The organism is Dickeya ananatis, assembly GCF_019464615.1.
Taxonomy (GTDB): domain Bacteria; phylum Pseudomonadota; class Gammaproteobacteria; order Enterobacterales; family Enterobacteriaceae; genus Dickeya; species Dickeya oryzae.
This window is the reverse complement of sequence record NZ_CP040816.1, coordinates 2,676,648-2,697,317: the sequence shown is the minus strand read 5'-3', so window position 1 is coordinate 2,697,317 and position 20,670 is coordinate 2,676,648. Positions and strand designations below refer to the sequence as shown.

Sequence of the window (20,670 nt, the reverse complement as noted above, 5' to 3'; positions counted from 1 at the left end):
ATAACAAAGAAGAGCAAGCGTGTTATGACAGTAATCAAACGTGCAGTGAACATGGCGGGTATTGCCGCCCTGATGGCAGTTTCTGGTTATGTTCAGGCGGCCAGCTGGCAAGATTCCCTTTCCAGCGCGGCCAGCCAGTTAAGCCAGCATAATGCTTCGGATAGCAATGCCAGCGGGCTTGGTAGCCTGCTCAGTAGTGATGCGCGCTCGCTGAGTGCTGGCAGCATGCATAATGCGGCGGGCATCCTGCAATACTGCATAAAACAGAAACTGGTTGCGGCCACGAACACCGAAAATATCAAAAATCAGTTGATGAGTAAGCTGGGGCTGGCTTCTCAACCGGAACAGAAGAAACCTGCGGATTACCTGCAAGGGGTATCGGGTTTGTTAAAGACCGGTGAGGGGAAACAGGTCGATCTGAATGCGATTGGCAACAGTCCACTCGCGGAAAAGGTCAAAACCAAGGCGTGCGATATCGTTTTAAAACAAGGCGTGAAATTCATTTCCTGATGAATATGCCCGCCGCTGTGTGAGAGGCACCGCTCTCCTAAAACGCCGTTGCAGGACAAACGCGGTACGGGCATTGTCCTGCAACTCGAATTATTTAGAGAATAACGGGATCTTGTCGAATTAATGCCCGTATTTAAAATTAAAGCCTAATGCGTCGCCGGTGGTATCGTATTCACGGAAGTTGTAGATCAGTGGCTTCCATTTTGATGAATCGACAACATCATGTTGACCTAAGAGGTGGTTTTCAACCCACACGGTCAGAATATCAAGCTCTGCGAGTATAAAACGTCCTTTATCCGTTGTGCTGACGGTTTTACATTCCGCCTGAATCGGACATTCAACTACGCGTGGTGGTGCGACGCGGGTGGATTTTTCCGTATTAAGTCCGGTTTGGGTAAATTTATCATGACAGACCTGAACACCCCATTTTATCTGGCTGTCAGAAAGTGTTTCTCCCCCTGTCAGTTTGCCGAGTGCTTCCACTTTTTCACACAGGTTATAATCAGGAATATTGATGACCACATCAGAGCCTGACAGTAAGTTACTGTGAGTTTTACTCCCTTTACTAATACCTATAATAATTTTGTCCCCCAATGAAATGGATGATGAGACTGGGGAAATATTGGTATTCCCATTTTTGGTATCTATTGTGGTGACGAGAAATACCGGGAACCCATAATAGAATGAATTTAATTTTACGTTCTTTTTCATTGTAAAAATGCCTATTGCTAACGGAACTATGATGCCCATTTCTACTCTTTATGCATCCATTTAACAATAACTACAATTGAGTATTTATGGGGTAGTCTATTGGGCGTCAGACCTATTGATATCAGGCTATTAAATGATGTTTATTAATTTTAAGTGATTGTTTTCTCTCGTCGAATGCCATGTCTTTTTTATTTCATCTATTTGATTTTTAATGATTTTATTTAATTTATTAAATTTGGCGTAAAAAGTAATCCACAAATTTAAAAAGAGGTATATTATATGCAACATATTGTTTTATCTTCCCGTCATTTCAATCTTATCGGGGAAGGAGAGGCTGAACTATGCAACGAATCGTTATACCCGCTCATTATATTCACACACGAACCACACCATTTTGGACAAAAGAAACTGCCCCTACGTCTATTTGGCAACGTCATCTGGATGCCGGAACCCGACAAGGCGTTTACCCACGTTTATGCGTCATGCAGGGGACCATCCGCTATTATGGTTATGCGGACGAAACCAGTCCGGACCCTGTTGATACGCTGACGATTGAGGCCGGGCAGTTTGGTGTCTTCCCGCCAGAAACGTGGCACCGCATAGAAGCGTTATCCGATGACACGTTATTTAACGTCGATTTTTATGTTGATCCTAAAATTTTAATCGAAGGGTAAGGGAGTTATCGTGGATATCGAGAATAAAGGTTATTCCTTAGCGTTATCAGGCCGTGAACACCATCAAAGGGAAGAACGGGTGTTTCTTAAACCGATGGCGTTGTATGTGCCGGATGTAGCCGCTCAGGCGGTGATGGATTTGATCAGTGCACTGTCGGGAAAAATGGGTGATGACAGCGACGTCGTGCTGAGTGTGACCAACAACAATAATGGTGTGTCCGTTGATAAAGACTTCGCCACCCTGACAGCGCTAAAGGACCCGGCAATCGCGGCAGATGCCGTCAAAGAACTGATTAACATCGTAAGAGGCTACGAATCCGACGAGGAGACGAACGTGTGCGGCTGGTGAGGCCCTTACAACACGGTTAAGATGCCTGTTAGCGAATCCCCCATTACCAGAGACTATCTCCACTATACAGGCTATCTCCGATGCGAATGTTCGCGCGGAGGTTGTCTGAGAACATCCCAGGGACTCGGTATTATCGGAGTCCCTGCACCGACTGAATTGACCCACTCAGCTATTCCTTCACTGCTAATTTTTTATAACGCCAGAATATAATGCATGAACGAAGGGTAAAAAAACCGACAGCACCGCCGGAAGACACCGCTAATAATAGAATCAGCGGCATGCTGAGGACATGGTCGGCCGCCATTGCCTGACGATAACCGATATAGTAGCGAAGAGGGAAGTAGACCAAAAAAATGATAATAACAGACCAGGTTCCTGGTACGGTAATGGTACCGGCTTTACGTCCAGGATAATAAGTCTGAGGTGAGAATATCCGATTTGCCGCAATGCCCCCGATAATACAACCCGCAAGCCATATCAAACCAGCAATAATAATATTGCCTTGTTGTAATAAAGAAATAATCGAGAAAATCATAAAGCCGCCGGGGATAATGAGCAGAAATTTAATGCTGACATCTTTTTTAAAGCAAAAACTTAAACAATAAAGCAGGGATGATACTAAAAGTATGATTACCCATACCGGCATGTCCGTTACGATTCCTAACATAATAACTCCATTTAAAATGTTTTGGTTATAAAAGGTAATAAATCTTTGTCAATAACGACGGAGACCGCGTTTATGGTATCCGATGTTCTCTGGATACGTGAAATTATATTTTATTACCCATCTATCGAATGAGTGCGGTTAATATATTAGCATAATAATTATTTTCACTTGATGTAATTATTGCATTAAACTGATGACATGACTTGAATGTTATTCATTTATTTGAAATTAATTTATATCTTGTTAAAATATTTAACACAACATTTTCAATATAATGCTTTATTTTGGTGATTTATCTTTTTCATCTATTTCATTCTGTTTGTATTGTAAATTATGTATTTTTGTTACATTAGTTTGTGTTTATAAAACAATCAGTTGTGTTATTTGTGGTTTGTTTTTTGTCGTATTTAAAGGGGGGCGGGTAACATCCTGACAAAAAAATTTTTTGATAGTATTAGATGTGTGGCTTTTTTTAATGCAATATCCATAAGAATCCTCCATTTAATGGTAATGGAATATCGAATTCATTGTTTTACGATTAAAGCCGTTGTCAAAAGGGCTATTTGACCGGTTAACTCGCATCCGTTTTGCGAGAAAGAATAAACATAATCACATGGATATGGGTGATGGGTATGGATATTGCAATTATAGGGATCTCTTGTCGTTTTCCTGATGCCAATAACTACAGCGATTTCTGGGAAAATATAATCCATCAGCGCAATTCGGTTTCTGAAATTGCTGATGTTAACCGTGATACACCGCCTGATAACCGCAGGTCGTTACAATGGCCTGATGCCAGTGAGAAACGATGGGCCGCATTTGTTAATAATGTTGAGGGTTTTGATAACCAATTCTTTGGCGTAATCCCGAAAGTCGCCGAAACCATGGATCCCCAACAACGGATCATGCTGGAACTGACCTGGTCTTGCCTGGAAGATGCGGGTATTGCGCCCTCAACCTTACGTGGGCATAAAGTCGGTGTTATTCTCGGTGTTTTCAATAACGATTATAAAGAATTACAGGAAAATACCCATGCGCCGATAGAAGCGCATCATTCCACGGGTACTGCTACATCGATTATTGCCAACCGTATTTCACACTTCTTTGGTTTTCGCGGCCCGAGTGTCGCCATTGATACTGCCTGTTCTGGCTCATTAAATGCCATTCATAATGCGATTCAGGCTATTGCCGGTGGTGATTGTGATATTGCAATTAGCGGTGGTGTTAACCTTATTTTAACCTCTACCCGGCATCAGTCTTTTGCAAAAATGGGAATGATGTCGCCTACCGGTGCTTGTCACTCTTTTGACAACCGTGCTGATGGGTATGTCCGTGGAGAAGGGGCTGGCGTTCTATTGTTAAAGCCACTGGATAGTGCACTGGCTGACGGTGATGTCATCCACGGCGTGATTAAAGGCAGCGCGGTTAACCATTGCGGCACCACTTACACGCTGACGTATCCCAGCGCAGAAGCTCAGGCTGATGTCATTATTGCTGCACACACGAACGCGGGCGTACCGGTTGATTCGATTGGTCTGGTGGAAGCGCATGGCACCGGAACACCCAAAGGTGACCCGATCGAATTTTCCGGGCTTACCCACGCTTTCAGCACGCTCGCCCAGCAACAAGGGGCGACGTTAAATGAGGCTTATTGTGGTGTGACATCGGTGAAGAGCAACATCGGTCACCTTGAAGCCGCAGCCGGTGTGGCTGGTATCATCAAGGTATTACTGGCGTTTAAACACCGTACGTTACCGCCATTGCGCAATTTCCAGGCGCTTAACCCCAAAATTGACACCACCTCAACGCCATTTTTCTTCGTCGATAAGGCCCGTGACTGGCCGCGAATGGCGGAAAACACGCCACGCCGTGCAGGGGTGAGTTCATTTGGCTTTGGCGGGACCAACGCTCACATCGTACTGGAAGAAGCGCCTGAGCCGGTCAACACGGCGCATCAGGAAAACCTGCCAGCAGCGGATACGCCCTGGTTAATTGCTCTGTCGGCTAAAAGCCCGGCTGCGTTATTGCAACGTCAGAAAGATTTGATCGACTGGTTGAGTGAGCATGCTGACGCCGCGTTAAGTGCGGTAAGCGCAACATTATTGATGCGCCGTGATCATCTCGCTTATCGCTATAGCTGTGTAGGCAGTGACAGCCAGGCCATTATTCAGGCGCTGACGCAGGCGGTGGAGCAAGGCCCGGTGTCGTTGCAAGAGCATGTGGCAGATGACGCACAGGCACTGGAAAACGCGCGTCTTGAAGGGGAGACCCTGCTTGATGCGTTGCGCGAAGCGCAGGCGACTGCCGCGATGCCTCTGTTGCAGCAATTGGGGGCATGTTATTTGCGAGGTGCGCAACTGGAGTGGTCCCGGTTATTTGGCGGCACCATCCCACCGCACATGGCGTTACCCGGTTATCCGTTTATTCATACGCCATTCTGGCTGAGTGACAGTTATCGTACCGACTCCTCTGCATCAGCGTTACGTGGCGCGCGTCACCGTGTTGTTAATGTTGGCAGCTCCCGGTATCAGGCCCGGCTTGCGGGGGATGAGTTTTTTATTGCCGGTCATCAGATTGGCGGTCAGACCATACTGCCGGGTGTGGTTTATCTCGAACTGGTTCGCGCCGCGTTCACCGATGCTATCGCGCTAAACGAGGCTGACGCACTCAGCTTCGCTCAGGTGGCCTGGTTAAAACCGCTTGAGTTCCATGATGCCGCAACCGATCTGTTTATTCAGCTTGATCCGTATCAACCGGGTAAACAGTGGCTGTTCCAGGTCCTCGATAGCGACCAAACACTTTACTGCCAGGGGATGGTCGGTTTTTCCGACACAGAACATCCGGCGTTACCGGCGGTGTCGTTGACAGACGACGCAGCGGTGCGTGATGCGCCTGCCAGTTATCAGCTGCTTGATAGTCTGCACATGTGTTATGGCGCCGAGCTGCGTGCCATTCAACAAATCCGATTCAATGAGCATGCCTGTATTGCCCAACTGGCGTTACCGGATGCACATAGCACCGACTTTGTCATCCACCCGTCGTTGGCGGACGGCGCGTTGCAGTCCGCGGTGGTCTGGGCGACGGAAAAACTGCGTGCTTCGCGTCAGGATAGTCAGCAAGGGGCGCTCGTCATCCCCTTCGCACTGGAAGGGCTGGTGTTATTCCGCCCTTGCCATTCCGCTATGACCGCGACCATCACCGTGTCTGACGAGCATCTTCTCCATGATGGTGTTTTCAAGGTAGATATCCATGTTTGTGAGGCAAACCACCCTGAACGTGTGGCGTTGGTATTCCGTGGCTTAAGCCTGCGCGTGCTGGATGACACCCTCACGGCCGCCGACCGGTCGAAACCGGAGCATCGGTTACCGGCGTTATCTGACGGCATCAATCTGTATCAGCCGCACTGGATTGAAAAACCGGTGTCAGAGGCGGATGAGCCGATGACGCAGTTGGTGCTGGTGGGCGAAGAGCAGGATGTCGACCGGCTGGCAAACCTGCTGGCGCAATCAGAAAACCCGCCGCAGATGCAGCGAATCCTGCTGGCTTCAGCACTGGATGTAAACCGTGAAGCCGCAAGTGCCTGGGTTCGCCCCGGTCATCATGATGACTTTATCGCCGCGGTCGATGCGCTGTTATCGCAAGGGGCTACCTTTGAACGGGTACTGTGGGCCAGTGCACCGCAGGCCAACGTTGATTTTGCCACTCGTCTGAATCAGGGCCCACATAGCCTTTTTGCGCTGACGAAGGCCATGATGCGTAAGGTGAAGAAGGCTCGCTTCGTTCACTTCCATCTCGCTAATGAGAGCCTGCCGGATGTTGCTGCTATCAGCGGCTTTTACCGGACGTTACGTGTTGAAAAACCCGCGTATATCGGTCGGGTGGTGCAGTACGAGGCGGTGGCGGATGGCGAATCGGATGCATCCACCGCTATCGCGGCGTTGATTAAAACCGAATTCAGTGACGTGTCTAAAGATGCGGATGTGCGTTATCGCCAGGGTGTGCGACTGGTGCGCCGTTTTGTCGTCGATGCATCGTCATCTGCCTCGGCTCACCCGTCATCGCGCGCTATCGCGGTAGCGGATTCGACGAATGTGGCCGACGCGGTAAACTGGCCAGTATCCTCACCGACGGTGTTGCGCCAACAGGGAACGTATCTGATCACCGGTGGGTTGGGGGCGTTAGGGCTGATTTTTGCCCGTTTCCTGTGCTCGCGTTACGGTGCCACCGTCTATCTGAGTGGCCGTTCGGCACTGGATGAACAGCGTCAGCAACAGCTTGACGCCCTGAACACGTTGGGTGGCAATGTTATTTATCTGGCGTGCGACATGAACGACCCCGATAGTGTGCAAGGGCTGATTGGCGCTATTCGCACGGCGGGGCATGAGCTCAACGGCGTCATCCACTCCGCTGGTGTTATTGAAGATAACTTTATTCTGCGTAAAAGCCCGGAAGCCTTTGGGCGGGTCATCACACCGAAAGCGATCGGCACCTGGTTGCTTGATGACGCGACCCGTGAACTGCCGCTCGACTTTTTCGTGCTGTTCTCTTCCGTCACCGGTGTTCTGGGCAACATGGGGCAGTGTGATTACGCCTTTGGCAATGCCTTTGAAGATTACTTCGCCTTCCAGCGCAATGTTCGGCAACAGCAAGGCGAACGCAGCGGTAAAACTCTCTCGCTGAACTGGCCGTATTGGCAGGACGGCGGCATGCGCCTGACCGAGAAAGAAGCGGGCTTCCTGAAAAGCCAGTTCGGGATTGTGCCGTTACTGACCGAAGATGGCATCGCGATTTTCGACTATGCCCTGCAAAGTCAGGCATCGCAGCTGGTGGTTATGCCAGGTGTGCCGGGCGAACGTGCACGGATAGATGAGGTGCTGGGCGTTGTTGAACCCACCGTGTCGCATCAATCATTGCCGCAACAGCCTGATTTAGCAGCGGTAGCCACGACGGATATGAACGACCCGCACGCCTTGCAGGATGGGGTGATCCGTTATTTGTCCGAGCTGTTTGCCAGAAAACTCCAGATCCCGCCGCATTTCGAACGTCATGGTTTCTTCCGTGATTATGGTTTTGATTCGGTGGTGGTCATTGATTTGGTCAATGAGCTGAAAAAGACATTTGGCAGTGCGCTGCCGATGACGCTGTTTTTTGAATACCAAACCATGGATGAACTGAGCCGCTTCCTGCTGGAAAACTGTCAGGATGCCTGCCGTGGTTTGCAAGGGAGTGCCCCGTCGGCGGCGGTACCGCCTGTGCTTCATGCTGTCGCATCCGCATCGAATAGCGTGCGTGCCGTGGCACCCGCGCCCCGGGCGGCGCAACCGACGCTGAACGATGATGACATTGCCATTATCGGTATCGCCGGGCGCTACCCTGAGGCACAGAACCTCGAACAGTTCTGGCTCAACCTGAGCCAGGGGCGTGACTGCGTTATCGAGATCCCAGCCGATCGCTGGGATGAACACTGGTTCCAGCAAGGAGCGGCCACACCGGGGAAAAGCTATAGCCGTTGGGGTGGCTTCCTGTCGGATGTGGAACGCTTTGATTTGCGTTATTTCAATATTTCGCCGAAAGAAACGGAAATCATGGACCCGAATGAGTGGCTGTTCCTTGAGACCGTTACTCACGCCATTGAAGATGCTGGATACGCGGCAGATAAGCTCGCGCCAGCGCACACCGGGCGGGAAAATCGCGTCGGTGTGTATGTCGGCATGATGTGGGGGGATTACCAGCTTCATGCGGTCACCAGCCCGGAACAGGCGTGGACCACCTCGCACTCGTCTTACTGGTCGGTCGCGAATCGGGTATCGCACTTCTTTAACTTCTCTGGCCCGAGCATGGCGCTGGACACGGCGTGCTCCTCGTCACTGACCGCTATCCATGTGGCGTGTCAGGCGCTTCGCAGCGGCGATATCCCGGTGGCGATTGCCGGTGGCGTCAACCTGTCGCTGCATCCTTATAAGTATCACCTGTTATCTAATATGCATTTCCTCTCCTCGGACGGTCGTTGCCGCAGTTTTGGCGAAGGCGGCACCGGGTATGTGCCGGGTGAAGGGGTCGGCGCCGTGGTATTAAAACCGCTGTCGCGTGCGCTGGCGGAAGGTGATCACATCTATGGCATCATCCGGGGGACGGCGGTTAACCACGGCGGCAAAACTTCCGGTTTCACGGTGCCCAACGCGAAGCGTCAGGCGGAATTGATTGCCGAGGCGCTGGAAACCGCCAGGGTGAACCCCCGCCACATCAGTTACATCGAGGCGCATGGCACAGGCACCAAATTGGGCGATCCGATTGAAATCAGCGGCCTGAATAAAGCCTTTTCGATTGCCGGGGACAGCAGTAAATACTGTGCTATCGGTTCGGTGAAAGCCAACATTGGTCATCTGGAAGCGGCGGCGGGCATGTCGGCGCTGACCAAGGTGTTGTTGCAAATGAAGCACCAGACACTGGTGCCGTCCATCCAATCCGATGTGATTAACCCGTTTATCGATTTTCAGGGTGGGCCGTTCCGGGTTCAGCAATCGCTGGAACACTGGCAGCGCCCGGTGCTGGAAGTCACACAGCAGGACGGTCAGTCGGTGACACGGGAAATCCCGCGTATCGCCGGTATCAGTTCGTTTGGTGCAGGCGGCAGTAACGCCCATCTGATCGTCGAGGAATACCTTGCACCGCCATCTGCCAACGTTGATGCCGATAAAGGTAAACCGGCGTTAATCGTGTTGTCTGCACGTCGTGAGCCGGCGTTGCAGGCGATGGCCGGACAACTGGCCGATTTCATCGCGCAACACCCGGCACTGTCGTTACAGGATATGGCCTATACGCTGCAAGTTGGACGAGTGGCGCATGAGTATCGTCTGGCGTTTGTCGCTGAAACGGCGACCGAGGCGGTCAACCTGTTGCGCGCCTATACCCAACAGCAATTGTCGGGCCTGAGTACTGGCCATCGGGACAATCTACGTCAGGCGACGTCAACGCCGCCGTTGGCCGAGTGGCTCAAACAAGGACGTCTTGGCGCGCTGGGTGAAGCCTGGGCTAACGGACATGAGGTGGACTGGAGCCAGTTGCATGCGGCAACACGCCGCCAGCGTCTGTCTCTGCCCGGTTATGCCTTCCAGCGTCAGGATTGTTGGGCACCGGCGTTACCCGCCACGGCACCGCTGACGAGCGCAGCATCAGGGGTTGGTGTGCTGCACCCGCTGATCGACGCCAATATCTCCACGCTGGCTGTGCAGGCATTTCGCAAACGGCTGCGTGCAGAGGAGTTTTTCCTGAGCGATCACCGTCTTGGCGATAACCGTATTTTGCCGGGTGCCGCGTATATCGAGATGGCGCTGAGCGCCAGCGAGCTGGCGTTGCAGGGCCGGGCGTTGCCTGCCTCCGGTGACCGGCCGCTGTTGTCGCAGGTACAGAATATTCAATGGCGTCAGCCTATTCTGGTCGCCAGTGATGATATAGACGTGGAGATCGCGCTGACACCGTCGCAAGGGGGGCTGGATTTTGAAATCTACCGTGCGGACGGCGAGCAGCATCACGTCTTCGGCGGCGGCCACTTGTGCGAAGACGTTTCTCCTCAGCCGGAACCAGCTAACCTGCAACGTTTGCAGGCGAATGGTCAGGTTTATCAGCGTAACGATATCGACATGGCGTTCCGGCAACGTGGTTTTACGCTGGGCCCGACCTTTCAGGTAATTGAATGTCTGTATGCCAATGCCGAAGAAGCGCTGGCGGAACTGAAATTTCCTGATGGCTTGTCAGCCGAGGCGGTTGTGCAGCCGTTTATCCTGCCGCCGTCACTGCTGGACGGTGCACTGCGCACCGCGCTGGGTATCGGTGGCTTTAGCGCCACGACGAATACGCTGGAGGTCCCGGTCGCGCTGGCAAAACTGCAGATATTCAAGCCAATTGACGGGATTTACTATGCCTATGCGCGTCGTGATAACGCCGTAGGTGGGGCGACGGCGAGCTACCACATCGATTTGCTCGATAGCATCGGTAATGTGGTGGTCAGGCTCACCCAATTGCAGACGCAGGCCGTGCCGCATCTGGGGATGAAGTCTTCACGGGCGGTGAAAGCGAAATCCAGCGCGCCTATGCATGCCGACATCACCCGTGCGCCTCAGCCGGTTGCTGTTGCATCGCAGCAATCCGCGGGGGCGGTGTCTGCCCATGACGCTCTGGTCAGTACGCTGATTGCTCTGGTTGTCGATGTGACCAAACTGGACATCGGTGAAGTCACCGCCAGCGGGCCGCTATCGAATTATGGTCTGGATTCGATGATGATCCTGGCGTTGAACGAGAAACTTGCCGCGGCGTTTGAGGGGCTGCCACAAACGCTGTTCTATGAATATGAAGACCTCGCCTCGCTGGCAGACTATCTGCTGGAGAATTACCCCGAGCAGGTAACGGCGTTCACGGGCATCGTAGCGGCGGCACCACAAGCGGTGGCACAGATAGCTTCAACAGAAGCCACTGCACCGGTTGCACCAACCATCGCGTCAGCAACAGCACCAACCCTTTCGGTGCGTGACAGCGTGCTGGATTATCTGATGGCTAATATCGTGGAGGTCACGAAGCTGGATGCCAGCGAAGTGAGACCGGCCACGCAATTGTCGGATTACGGCCTGGATTCGATGATGATCCTGGCGCTGAACGGTAAGCTGGCGGCCACCTTTGGTGAGGTGTCGCAAACCCTGTTTTATGAGTACCCGGATATCGACTCGCTGGCTGATTTCCTGTGCGAAAGCTACCCGGAACAGGTTGCCGCGTTGCAGCCAACGACAGCAGTTGCTCCGGCGCCGGTGGCATTACCGGTGGCATCGACGCCGCCAGAGGAAAGCCGGGTGCCTGCTACGACAAGCGACGCCGAGGGGAACGATGATGCGGCCAGCCGTGAACTGTTTGACAGTCTGACGGCGGCAATCGGCCCGACGGCGGCCAGCCTGTCGGTACTGACGCCGCTGTGGCAATGGCCGCTCGATACCGTCAACCTGATTCGTCTGCAACATGAGCTGGACGCGCGCTTTACCAAGGCGAATGCCAGCGACGTCTACCGTTATCAAACACTGGCGGAGTGGGCCGACACGCTACAGGTTGCGCCGCAGTTGGCACAGGCACCTGCGTTGTTGGCGAACACCAATGGGGTATCGGCAGCGCCTGCGCGCCCGACGTTGGCCAGTTTGTTAAACCATTCGCGTATCGATGCGCTGAAACGCAATACCTCGGGCGACGCCGGTGCGAGCACTGATATTGCTGTTATCGGGCTCAGTGGCCGTTATCCCGGGGCCCGCAATGTCGATGAGTTCTGGGCCAATTTGGCTAGCGGTGTTGATAGCGTTAGCGAAATTCCTCTGTCTCGCTGGGATTATCATCCACATTACTCGCCAGAGCGGGGGCCGAAGAACAAGGTATACAGCAAATGGGGCGGATTTATCGATGATGTGGATAAGTTCGATAGCCAGTATTTCAATATTTCGCCGCGCGAAGCCGAGCTGCTGGACCCACAAGAGCGACTGTTCCTGCAAACCGCCTGGGAATGTATCTCAGACGCCAGCTACTCTCGCCAGGCGCTGAGTAAGGCACAAGTCGGCGTCTATGTCGGGGTGATGTGGTCGCACTATCAATGCATTGAAACGACGGAAAAACAGCATGAATCGGGCTGGGCGATGTCGTTGCATTCCTCGGTCGCTAACCGCGTATCGTTCTATTTCAATCTGAATGGCCCGAGCGTGGCGCTGGATACCATGTGCTCGTCGTCACTCACGGCGCTGCATATGGCGTGTCAGGCGATCCAAAACGGCGATTGCAACATGGCGATAGCCGGTGGCATCAATCTGATTGTGCACCCGATGAAGTACTACCAACTGGGGCAGAACCAATTCCTGTCCAGCGATGGGCGTTGCCGTGCCTTCGGCGAAGGTGGCGATGGCTATGTTCCCGGTGAAGGGATGGGGGCTGTGTTGCTCAAACCGTTACAGCAGGCGATTGCCGATGGCGACCAGATTTATGGTGTTATCAAGGCAACGGCGCTGAATCACGGCGGAAAAACCAGTGGCTTTACCGTGCCGAATCAGGCGGCGCAGAGCAACGTTATCAGTACAGCGCTGTCGCGTGCAGGCTGGGACCCTGCCAGCGTCGATTACATCGAAGCGCACGGTACCGGCACTATGCTGGGCGACCCGATTGAAATTTCCGGCCTGACCAAAGCCTTTTCACGTATCAGTGCTCAACATCACGCACAGCAAGGGGCAACGCCTGCGCTGTTGCCGGGGCGGTGCCGCATCGGTTCGGTGAAAAGTAATATCGGGCACCTGGAGTCTGCTGCCGGTATCGCCGGGTTGACCAAAATTCTGCTGCAACTGCGTCACCGCCAGGTAGTACCGTCGCTGCATTCACGCACGCTGAATGAAAAAATTAACTTTGCCGCTTCGCCATTTCGCGTGGTGCAGTCGCTCGAACCGTGGGATACCGCGATTGATCACCCGCGCCGTGCTGGCCTGAGCGCCTTCGGGGCGGGTGGCTCCAACGCCCATGTGTTGATAGAAGAAGCACCGACGCGAGCTCCGGCCCACCTGCTACCGGGAGAGCCACGGCTGTTTGTGCTCTCGGCGGATAGCGACGCACGTTTAGCGCTGTATGTTGAGCGGATGGTGCACTTCCTGCGCCAGGCGGTACGTGAACCACACACCGCGCCGGATTTTGACTCGCTGGCCTTCTCTTCACTGGTCGGCCGCGATGCCATGACGGAGCGTCTGGCAGTGGTGGCGAGCAGTCTGGACGACTTGCTGAACCAGCTTGAGCAATACCAGCGTGAGGGCGCGGCGAAGCAATTGTTCCGCGGGCATATTGCGGGCGGTGGTGAGCGTCTGGATACCATTCTGGAAGGCAAACAGCTTGATGAGCTGATCACTTCGTTGGTTCAGGAACGTCAACTGCTGCGTTTAGGGCGGTTGTGGACCACGATGCTGGATGTGAACTGGCAGCAGTTTGCACCGTCACTCTTTACCACCAGAGGAACGGCAGGATCGGTGCGTCGGGTGTCGTTCCCGCCGCTGCCGCTGATGATGCGTAGCCACTGGCTGGCGCTGCCGTCGGCTCAGGACGCTTCACACCGTGCGACATCGCTGCATCCGTTGATAGATCAGAATATTTCAACGCTGGCGCAGCAGAAATTTATCAAACAACTGACCGGGCAAGAGCGTTACCTGCGTGACCATGTGGTCGGTAGCCGTGACGCACGGATGATTTTACCCGGTTCGGCCTACATCGAAATGCTCCATGCAGCCGGTCAACTGGCGATGGAAAGCGACTGGACGGTAGCGGCAATCCGCAACCTGATGTGGATGAACGCGCTTGAGGTGGACAGAGAACCGGTGGATGTGGAGATCGCACTGGCGCATACCGGTGACGACGACAACATACAGGTCGCGGTGCGTAACCGCCATACTGATGTGCTCTCGCTGGAGGCCGAACTGGTCTACCGCCCGCAAGCGGAACAGCCTGAAGAGGAGTGGATCGATCTTGAGGCCTTGCGTAACAGCGGTAAGCGCGAAAGCGATCAGGCTGCCATCTACGCCGATTTTGCCCGCATGGGCTTCGCGTATGGCCCAAGCTATCAGGTGACCCGTGAACGCTATCGCTTCGCGGACGCCGCGCTGAGCCACCTGTGCCTGCCGGAGGGCGAGCATGCCGAGGCGTTTTATCTGCACCCGTCACTGTTGGATGGGGCACTGCGTACCTGTCTGGCAGTCGGACTGGAGCCGGTGGAATACGCCACGCCTATCGTGCCGTTCTCTCTGGGGGAGCTGGAGTTCCGCCACCCACTTGGCGCTGAGTGCTATGCCTATGTGACACCAGCCCAGTCGCAAGCCGGTGGTCAGCAGGCGGGCAGCACCATTCAGAAACACGATATTACGCTGCTGGATGCCACCGGTCGGGTGCTGGCGCGGTTGCGTGATTTCGCCGCCCGCAGACTGGAGCAGGATGCCGGTTCGGCACAGCCTTCGGCATCACAAGACGTACAGTATTATGCCTACGAGTGGCAGGCATCACCGTTACCGGAAGTCGTTTCTGATGCGTCAATGCGTGCCGCGACAACGCGAGTATTGGTGCTCGGTGATAACGAGAGCCTGGCTGAAGCACTGCGTGCACGCTATGGCGATGACGCCAGCATCATCACCGCGACAGCGGCCAGCGCGTTCGCCCAGCTCGATAGCCACCGCTTTAGCGTTGATACCCAATCGCCCTCCAGCATGCGGGCCTTGTGTGAGCAGTTGGCGGAACAGCAGTTGTGGCCGACCCACATCGTGCAGGCGATTGGCACCGATAGCCATTTTGATGATGTGGCCGCCATTGGCAGCGCGTCGTCATTGCATGCGCCATTACAGTCGTTACGGCACCTGTTTGTGGCGCTGGAAACAGTAAATCCGGGGCAAGCGCTGCGCTGTGTCAACGTCTATACCGCGTCTGATGATCAGGTGGAGCCGCAGCAGGATGCTGTCAGCGGGTATGCCCGTTCATTGCTGACCATCAACCATCGTTTCGAGCTGTTCACGCTGCGTAGCGATGCGAATGACGCCGCGTCGCTGGCCGATGCGGTGTATCAGGAGTTCGTGCAACGTCCGCAGGCGCTTGCCGGGCTTGAAGTGGCCTATCGGCAGGGCGTTCGCTATCAGCGTCAGGCTGGCGCAATCACGCCGCCGCAAGCCGATGGGCAGGGTAGCCAGCCGCAATTGCGTTTCGTCCAGCACGGTCACTATGTGATAACCGGTGGCGCTGGCAAGCTGGGATTGCTGATGGCGCAGTATCTGGCATCCCGCTATCAGGCTCGTCTCGTGCTGAGCGGCCGTTCGGCCAAGCCCAGTGAGGCGGTCATGCAGCAACTGGCCGCGATGCGTGAGCTGGGTGCTGAAGTCTGTTACGTCGCGGCCGATGTGGCGCAAGACGGGCAGGCCGACGCCTTGATTGCGCAGGCAAAAGCGGCGTTCGGTGCACTCGATGGTGTGCTGCATTGCGCCGGTGTTGCCAGTGCCACGCCGATGACGGCGCTGTCGGATGACGAGTTTGATGCGCTGATCGGACCGAAAGTTGACGGTCTGGTGGCCCTTGACCGTGCTACGGCACAAGAGCCACTCGCTGTCTTTATCAACTTCTCCTCCGTTTCTGCGGTGCTGGGTGACCTGGGGTCTGGCGCGTATGCGGCCGGTAACCGCTTTATGGATAGCCATGCGCTATGGCGTACCCAGCAGGTGAAAAAGGGACAACGTAGCGGCCAGACGCTCTCCGTCAACTGGCCATTGTGGGCCAGCGGGCAGATGAACATCGAGCAAGACGATGCCAGTTTGTTCGAGTTTTCAGGGATGGCGGCGTTAGGCCAGGAGGCCGGTATTATCGCGCTCGAACGCGCACTGCTTGAACAACGCCCGGAACTGCTGGTCGCGGTTGGCGATCGCAACAAGGTTGCCCGTTCATTGCGCATCCAGGTTGAGGAAACCGTGCAGCCCACACCGTCAATCGCCGTGCCGATGGTGACACAGGCACCGCGTCCGCAACCGACAGCAGCGATAGCAACACCGGAGATAGCAACACCGGCTGGCGACAGTGCGTATGCTCGTAGCGAGAGCGCGCTCAAAGAGATGATTTCAGCCATCACCAAGCTGCCTGCCAGCGATATCGCGGTGGATGCCACCTTTGAACAGCTCGGGATGGATTCCGTCATGCTGATGGAACTGCGTGCGGTGCTGGAAAAAGAGTACGACGGGCTGCCGAAAACCGCGCCGTTTGAGTACAACACCACCGCTAAGCTGGCGGGATACCTGTGCGAGCGTTATGGCGCGACACCGGTAGCTCACACCCCTGAGGCTGCGTCGCAGCGTACAGACACTGTCAGCCACCATCACGCCAGTGCACCTGTCGCGCCGCCTGTCAAACGGACGATACCTGCTGCGGCTACGGATGCGTTGCGTTCACGAGCGATGCGGACACCGATGCGCTCATCGCTGCCGTCAACGGCCAGCATGCAGGCCGATAGTGACGCGGTGGCGATTATTGGTATGGCGGGTGAGTTCCCAGGTGCCGCGAGTCTGGCGGATTTCTGGGCCGACATTCAGGCGGGCAAAGAGAGCCTGAGTGCCATCCCGGATGCGCGCTGGGTGCTCCCTGCAGAAGATAACGGCAACCCGCGTTATGTGAATCGCGGCGGCTTCCTCAGCAACGTGGACGTCTTCGATCCAGAGATGTTCCGTATGAGCGGCGAAGAAGCCAGTCGCCTCGATCCGCAAGTGCGTGTGTTACTGCGTAGTGCCTGGCACGCGCTGGAGAATGCCGGTTATACCCCGGCGGCGCTCAGCGATCAGCAGGTGGGCGTCTATGTTGGGGCAATGAACGAAGACTTCACCTGGGTGATGGCAGAGATTTATGCCCGCACCGGTCGTTACCCCGGCGCCGGTTCGGTCGTCAGTGAGCTGGCGAATCGCATCTCATTTTTGATGAACCTGCGCGGCCCGAGTTTCAGCATCGCCACCACCTGTGCGTCATCGCTGACAAGCGTACATATCGCCCGTAAAGCCATCCTCGGTGGGGAGTGCGATATGGCGCTGGCAGGCGGCGTCAACCTGAGTCTGCATCCCAGCAAATACATGCTGTTGCAGGAGATGAAGGTGCTGTCTGCCGACGGCAAGGAGCATACCTTCGATGAACGGGCCAACGGCCTGATTCCGAGCGAAGGCAGCGGCATCGTGGTGCTTAAACGTCTGAGCCGTGCGCTGGCTGATGGCGATCACATTTACGGTGTGTTGCGGGGTTCCAGCATTGGGCATGCCGGGACCGGTGCAGGGCAATACCTGCCGAACCTGACGGTCATGGAAGAAACCGCCGTGCGGGCGATCAACGAAGCACGCATCGATGTTAACGAACTGACTTACATCGAAAGCCACGGTGCGGCGACGGAACTGGGCGACCCGATTGAACTGAAGGCGTTGTCTAATGCGTTACGTCGCCAGACTCAGGCGCAACATTTCTGCGCGCTGGGTACCAAAGCCAACCTGGGGCATATGGAAGCGGCATCGGGCATCTGTTCGTTGATTAAGGTGCTGCTGAGCATGCAACACGGGCGTGTGTCACCGTGCGTCAACCTGCAGCGCATCAACACCTCGTTTGAGCATGAAACATCCGCTTTTGTGTTCCCGCGTGAGGCGCAGGAATGGCAGACCAACGCCAGAGGTTCTCGTCTGGCCGGGATTAACGCCTATGGCATGGGCGGTTCGACAGCCTTTGTCGTGGTGGAGTCAGCCGATGCGCTCGTCAGACCGCACGTACGCCAACTGGCGGGCAGGGAAGAAAACGCGTCTGCCCGTGCGCACATTGTCCATGCACATATTGTGGTGCTGTCGGCGCAGCAGGCGGAGCGTGTCGTCGCCTATGCCACCGAGCTGCGTGATTTTATACAGCAACAAGGGCGTGCGCTTTCGCTCGCAGACCTGGCCTACACCAGCCAGACAGGGCGCGTCATGCTGGATCATCGTTTGGCTATCGTCGCGACCAGTCAGGAGGACCTGCTGGCGAAACTGGAGAGCTTTATTGCACAGCCGGGTGCCGACCATAGCCGCCGGGAGACCTACAGCGGAAACGTCCACGACAGCAAAGAAGTGTCACAACTCATCGCTGGCGAGGCCGGTAAGCACTTTGTCCGCGAGCTGGTACAACACCGGCAGTTCGCCAACATTGCCACGCTGTGGATCCGCGGTTGCGATATCGACTGGAGCCTGCTGCACGACGCCGAGCCTCGTCAGCGTGTGCCGTTTCCCGGCTACCCGTTTGCCAGCCAGCCTTGCGACCTGTACGCCGCGTTGCGTCTTGATGCCCCGGTGCGACAAACACCCCGGCAGAAATCCGCTGCGCAGGAAGCTGAGGTGACAGTCTCGCCGGTTGTGCCGCAGGCGTGGTTTGCGCGTGCCGTGCCAGCGAACAACGCCTCAAAACATGGTGCCTCAACCCAGGATGACGCGTCATTGCAGGCGTTTTGGCGTGGGTTGTTGCAGGCCGACGAGGACGTAGGCTCGCTGACGGCATCGGTATTGCTCGGTGAGGCCGCCGTACTGGATGACGAGGCAGAACAGCCACTCCTGTCAGCCGAGCTGCATATCGATACTGACACCGTGGTGGCGATGCAGACCTGCACGCAACGTCAGGAAATTGCGGTGGAAACGCTGTTAACCGCAGGCTGGGCACTGCTCATCAATCGCCATGCACGGGTCAAACAGGCGCAGTTTGGTCTGATTCGACACCTTGAGAGTGATGAACCTCGCCTGATTCCTACCCGTATTCAAGTGGTGGGACGCCATAAGACCGCCGCCTGGCTCAAGGGCGTTGAAAAACAACTGGGTAAATGCCTTGAGCATGTCGGTGCCACGTCAGAACAACTGGCCCAGTGGGGCGGCGATGTGGCGTTGTTCGACAGTACGGTGGCGTTGCTGACGGACGATGTCGCGGTGAACCCGGCGGTATCCGCGTTGTTTGCGACGCACCCGTCACTGCGTCTGGCGCTGTTGGTGCGCCTTGAGGGGAACGGTGTGCATGTGCGTCTGGTATGCCGGGGTATGGATATCCAGGTGACACAGCTGAATCAGCTGCTTGAGCAGTTCGTGCTGCTGCTGGATGGCGCGGCCCGCCATCCTGATAAAAATCCGGCCGCATTGCCGATGCGCAGCAAAGGGGAAGGGCGTAAGGCCTTTTTGAAAACGCTTGAAAAACTTAACCAGCAAGATCAAACACCATGAAAATACTGATCACCGGAGCAAACGGATTTGTCGGGCTCAACGTGGTAAAAGCGCTGCTGGCTGCCAACCATCAGGTCACAGCGTATGTGCGCGCGTCTTCCAATGTGAGCTTTCTGGAGCCTTTCGGCGTCACCCTGGTGCGTGGCGAATTGCATGACAGCCAGCGCCTGTGCGCCGCGATGGAAGGGCATGACGGGGTTATCCATACAGCGGGCAATACCAGCAGTAACCCACGTGACTGGCCGCTACTGGCCGCGGTGAATGTGGAAGGTACGCGTGCCGTGATTGACGCGGCGCTGGCCTGCGGGATACCCCGTCTGGTTTATACCAGCACCAGTTCGACGATAGGGGCGCATAACGATCCTGCGGCGCAAGCCACCGAAGACACCGCGCTGTCGGGTTTTCGTGCCAAAAACCCCTATGCCCAAAGCAAATTGCAGGCAGAGGAGCTGGTGTACCGGGCCTGCGATCGCGGCTTGTCCGCTGTCATCCTTAATCCGGCGGAGGTGCTGGGTGAGTATGACTATTCCATGCAGTGGGGACGTATGGTGTTGGCGGTTGCCTATAACCAGTTACCGTTCCTGCCCCCCGGCGGTGCCAGTTTTTGCGGCGCAGGCGATGTTGGCGAGGCGCACGTCAGTGCCTTAACCAACGGTAAGGTCGGCGAGCGCTATCTGATTGCCGGGGCCAATACGCGCTATAGCGAACTGATCAATACGATTGAAGCGGTCGTGCCCTGTAAAGCCGACCGGCCTCAAACCCCTTATTCATCTGTCTATCTGAAAACGTGGCTTCAGGAAAAACTGCCCTGGCTGGTACGCGGCGAACCGGTGGTGGATGCCTACCGCCTGCGTGTTTTCGGTGGCGTTTATTACTTTAGCAGCGCAAAAGCGGAGCGTGAGCTGGGCTATCGGTCCTCTCCCTTAAGCCAGATGGTGGATGAGTGTGTGTCCTGGTATCGGGTCAACGGTTTTATTGCGCCTTAGC

General features: G+C 55.2%; 7 protein-coding genes. 5 read left to right on the top strand and 2 right to left on the bottom strand.

Annotated features, from left to right (window positions below):
- Positions 1-24: 24 nt before the first annotated feature.
- A complete protein-coding gene (locus FGI04_RS11890; protein ID WP_210175390.1) occupies positions 25-510 on the top strand; it encodes a YjjA family protein in 486 nt (161 codons plus the stop codon).
- Positions 511-630: 120 nt separating this feature from the next.
- Here FGI04_RS11890 and FGI04_RS11885 read toward each other — a convergent pair whose 3' ends face one another.
- Positions 631-1,221, bottom strand: coding sequence for a flavin reductase family protein (locus tag FGI04_RS11885; RefSeq protein ID WP_407322224.1), 591 nt, complete (start codon positions 1,219-1,221; stop codon positions 631-633).
- A 341-nt stretch (positions 1,222-1,562) separates the two neighbouring features.
- Between FGI04_RS11885 and FGI04_RS11880 the strand changes: the two genes are divergently transcribed.
- Positions 1,563-1,895 (top strand): TehB family protein, encoded by a 333-nt coding sequence (locus FGI04_RS11880; protein WP_342698765.1) that lies wholly within the window; start codon positions 1,563-1,565, stop codon positions 1,893-1,895.
- A 10-nt stretch (positions 1,896-1,905) separates the two neighbouring features.
- Positions 1,906-2,244, top strand: coding sequence for a DUF1869 domain-containing protein (locus FGI04_RS11875; RefSeq protein WP_342698766.1), 339 nt, complete (start codon positions 1,906-1,908; stop codon positions 2,242-2,244).
- Between the two features lie 169 nt (positions 2,245-2,413).
- Here the strand turns inward: FGI04_RS11875 and FGI04_RS11870 are convergent, their stop codons facing one another.
- Positions 2,414-2,911, bottom strand: coding sequence for a hypothetical protein (locus FGI04_RS11870; protein ID WP_407273209.1), 498 nt, complete (start codon positions 2,909-2,911; stop codon positions 2,414-2,416).
- Positions 2,912-3,543: 632 nt separating this feature from the next.
- On the opposite strand from FGI04_RS11870, the gene FGI04_RS11865 reads away from it, so the two are divergent.
- Together FGI04_RS11865 and FGI04_RS11860 are read left to right on the top strand one after the other, a co-directional pair.
- Positions 3,544-19,683 carry an SDR family NAD(P)-dependent oxidoreductase gene (locus FGI04_RS11865; RefSeq protein WP_407336781.1) on the top strand — a complete coding sequence of 5,380 codons (16,140 nt, stop codon included), beginning with the start codon at positions 3,544-3,546 and terminating at the stop codon, positions 19,681-19,683.
- Positions 19,680-20,669: an NAD-dependent epimerase/dehydratase family protein gene (locus FGI04_RS11860; RefSeq protein ID WP_342698769.1), complete on the top strand. Its 990-nt coding sequence runs from the start codon at positions 19,680-19,682 to the stop codon at positions 20,667-20,669. Before FGI04_RS11865 ends, FGI04_RS11860 begins: the two co-directional genes overlap by 4 nt.
- Position 20,670 lies beyond the last annotated feature (1 nt).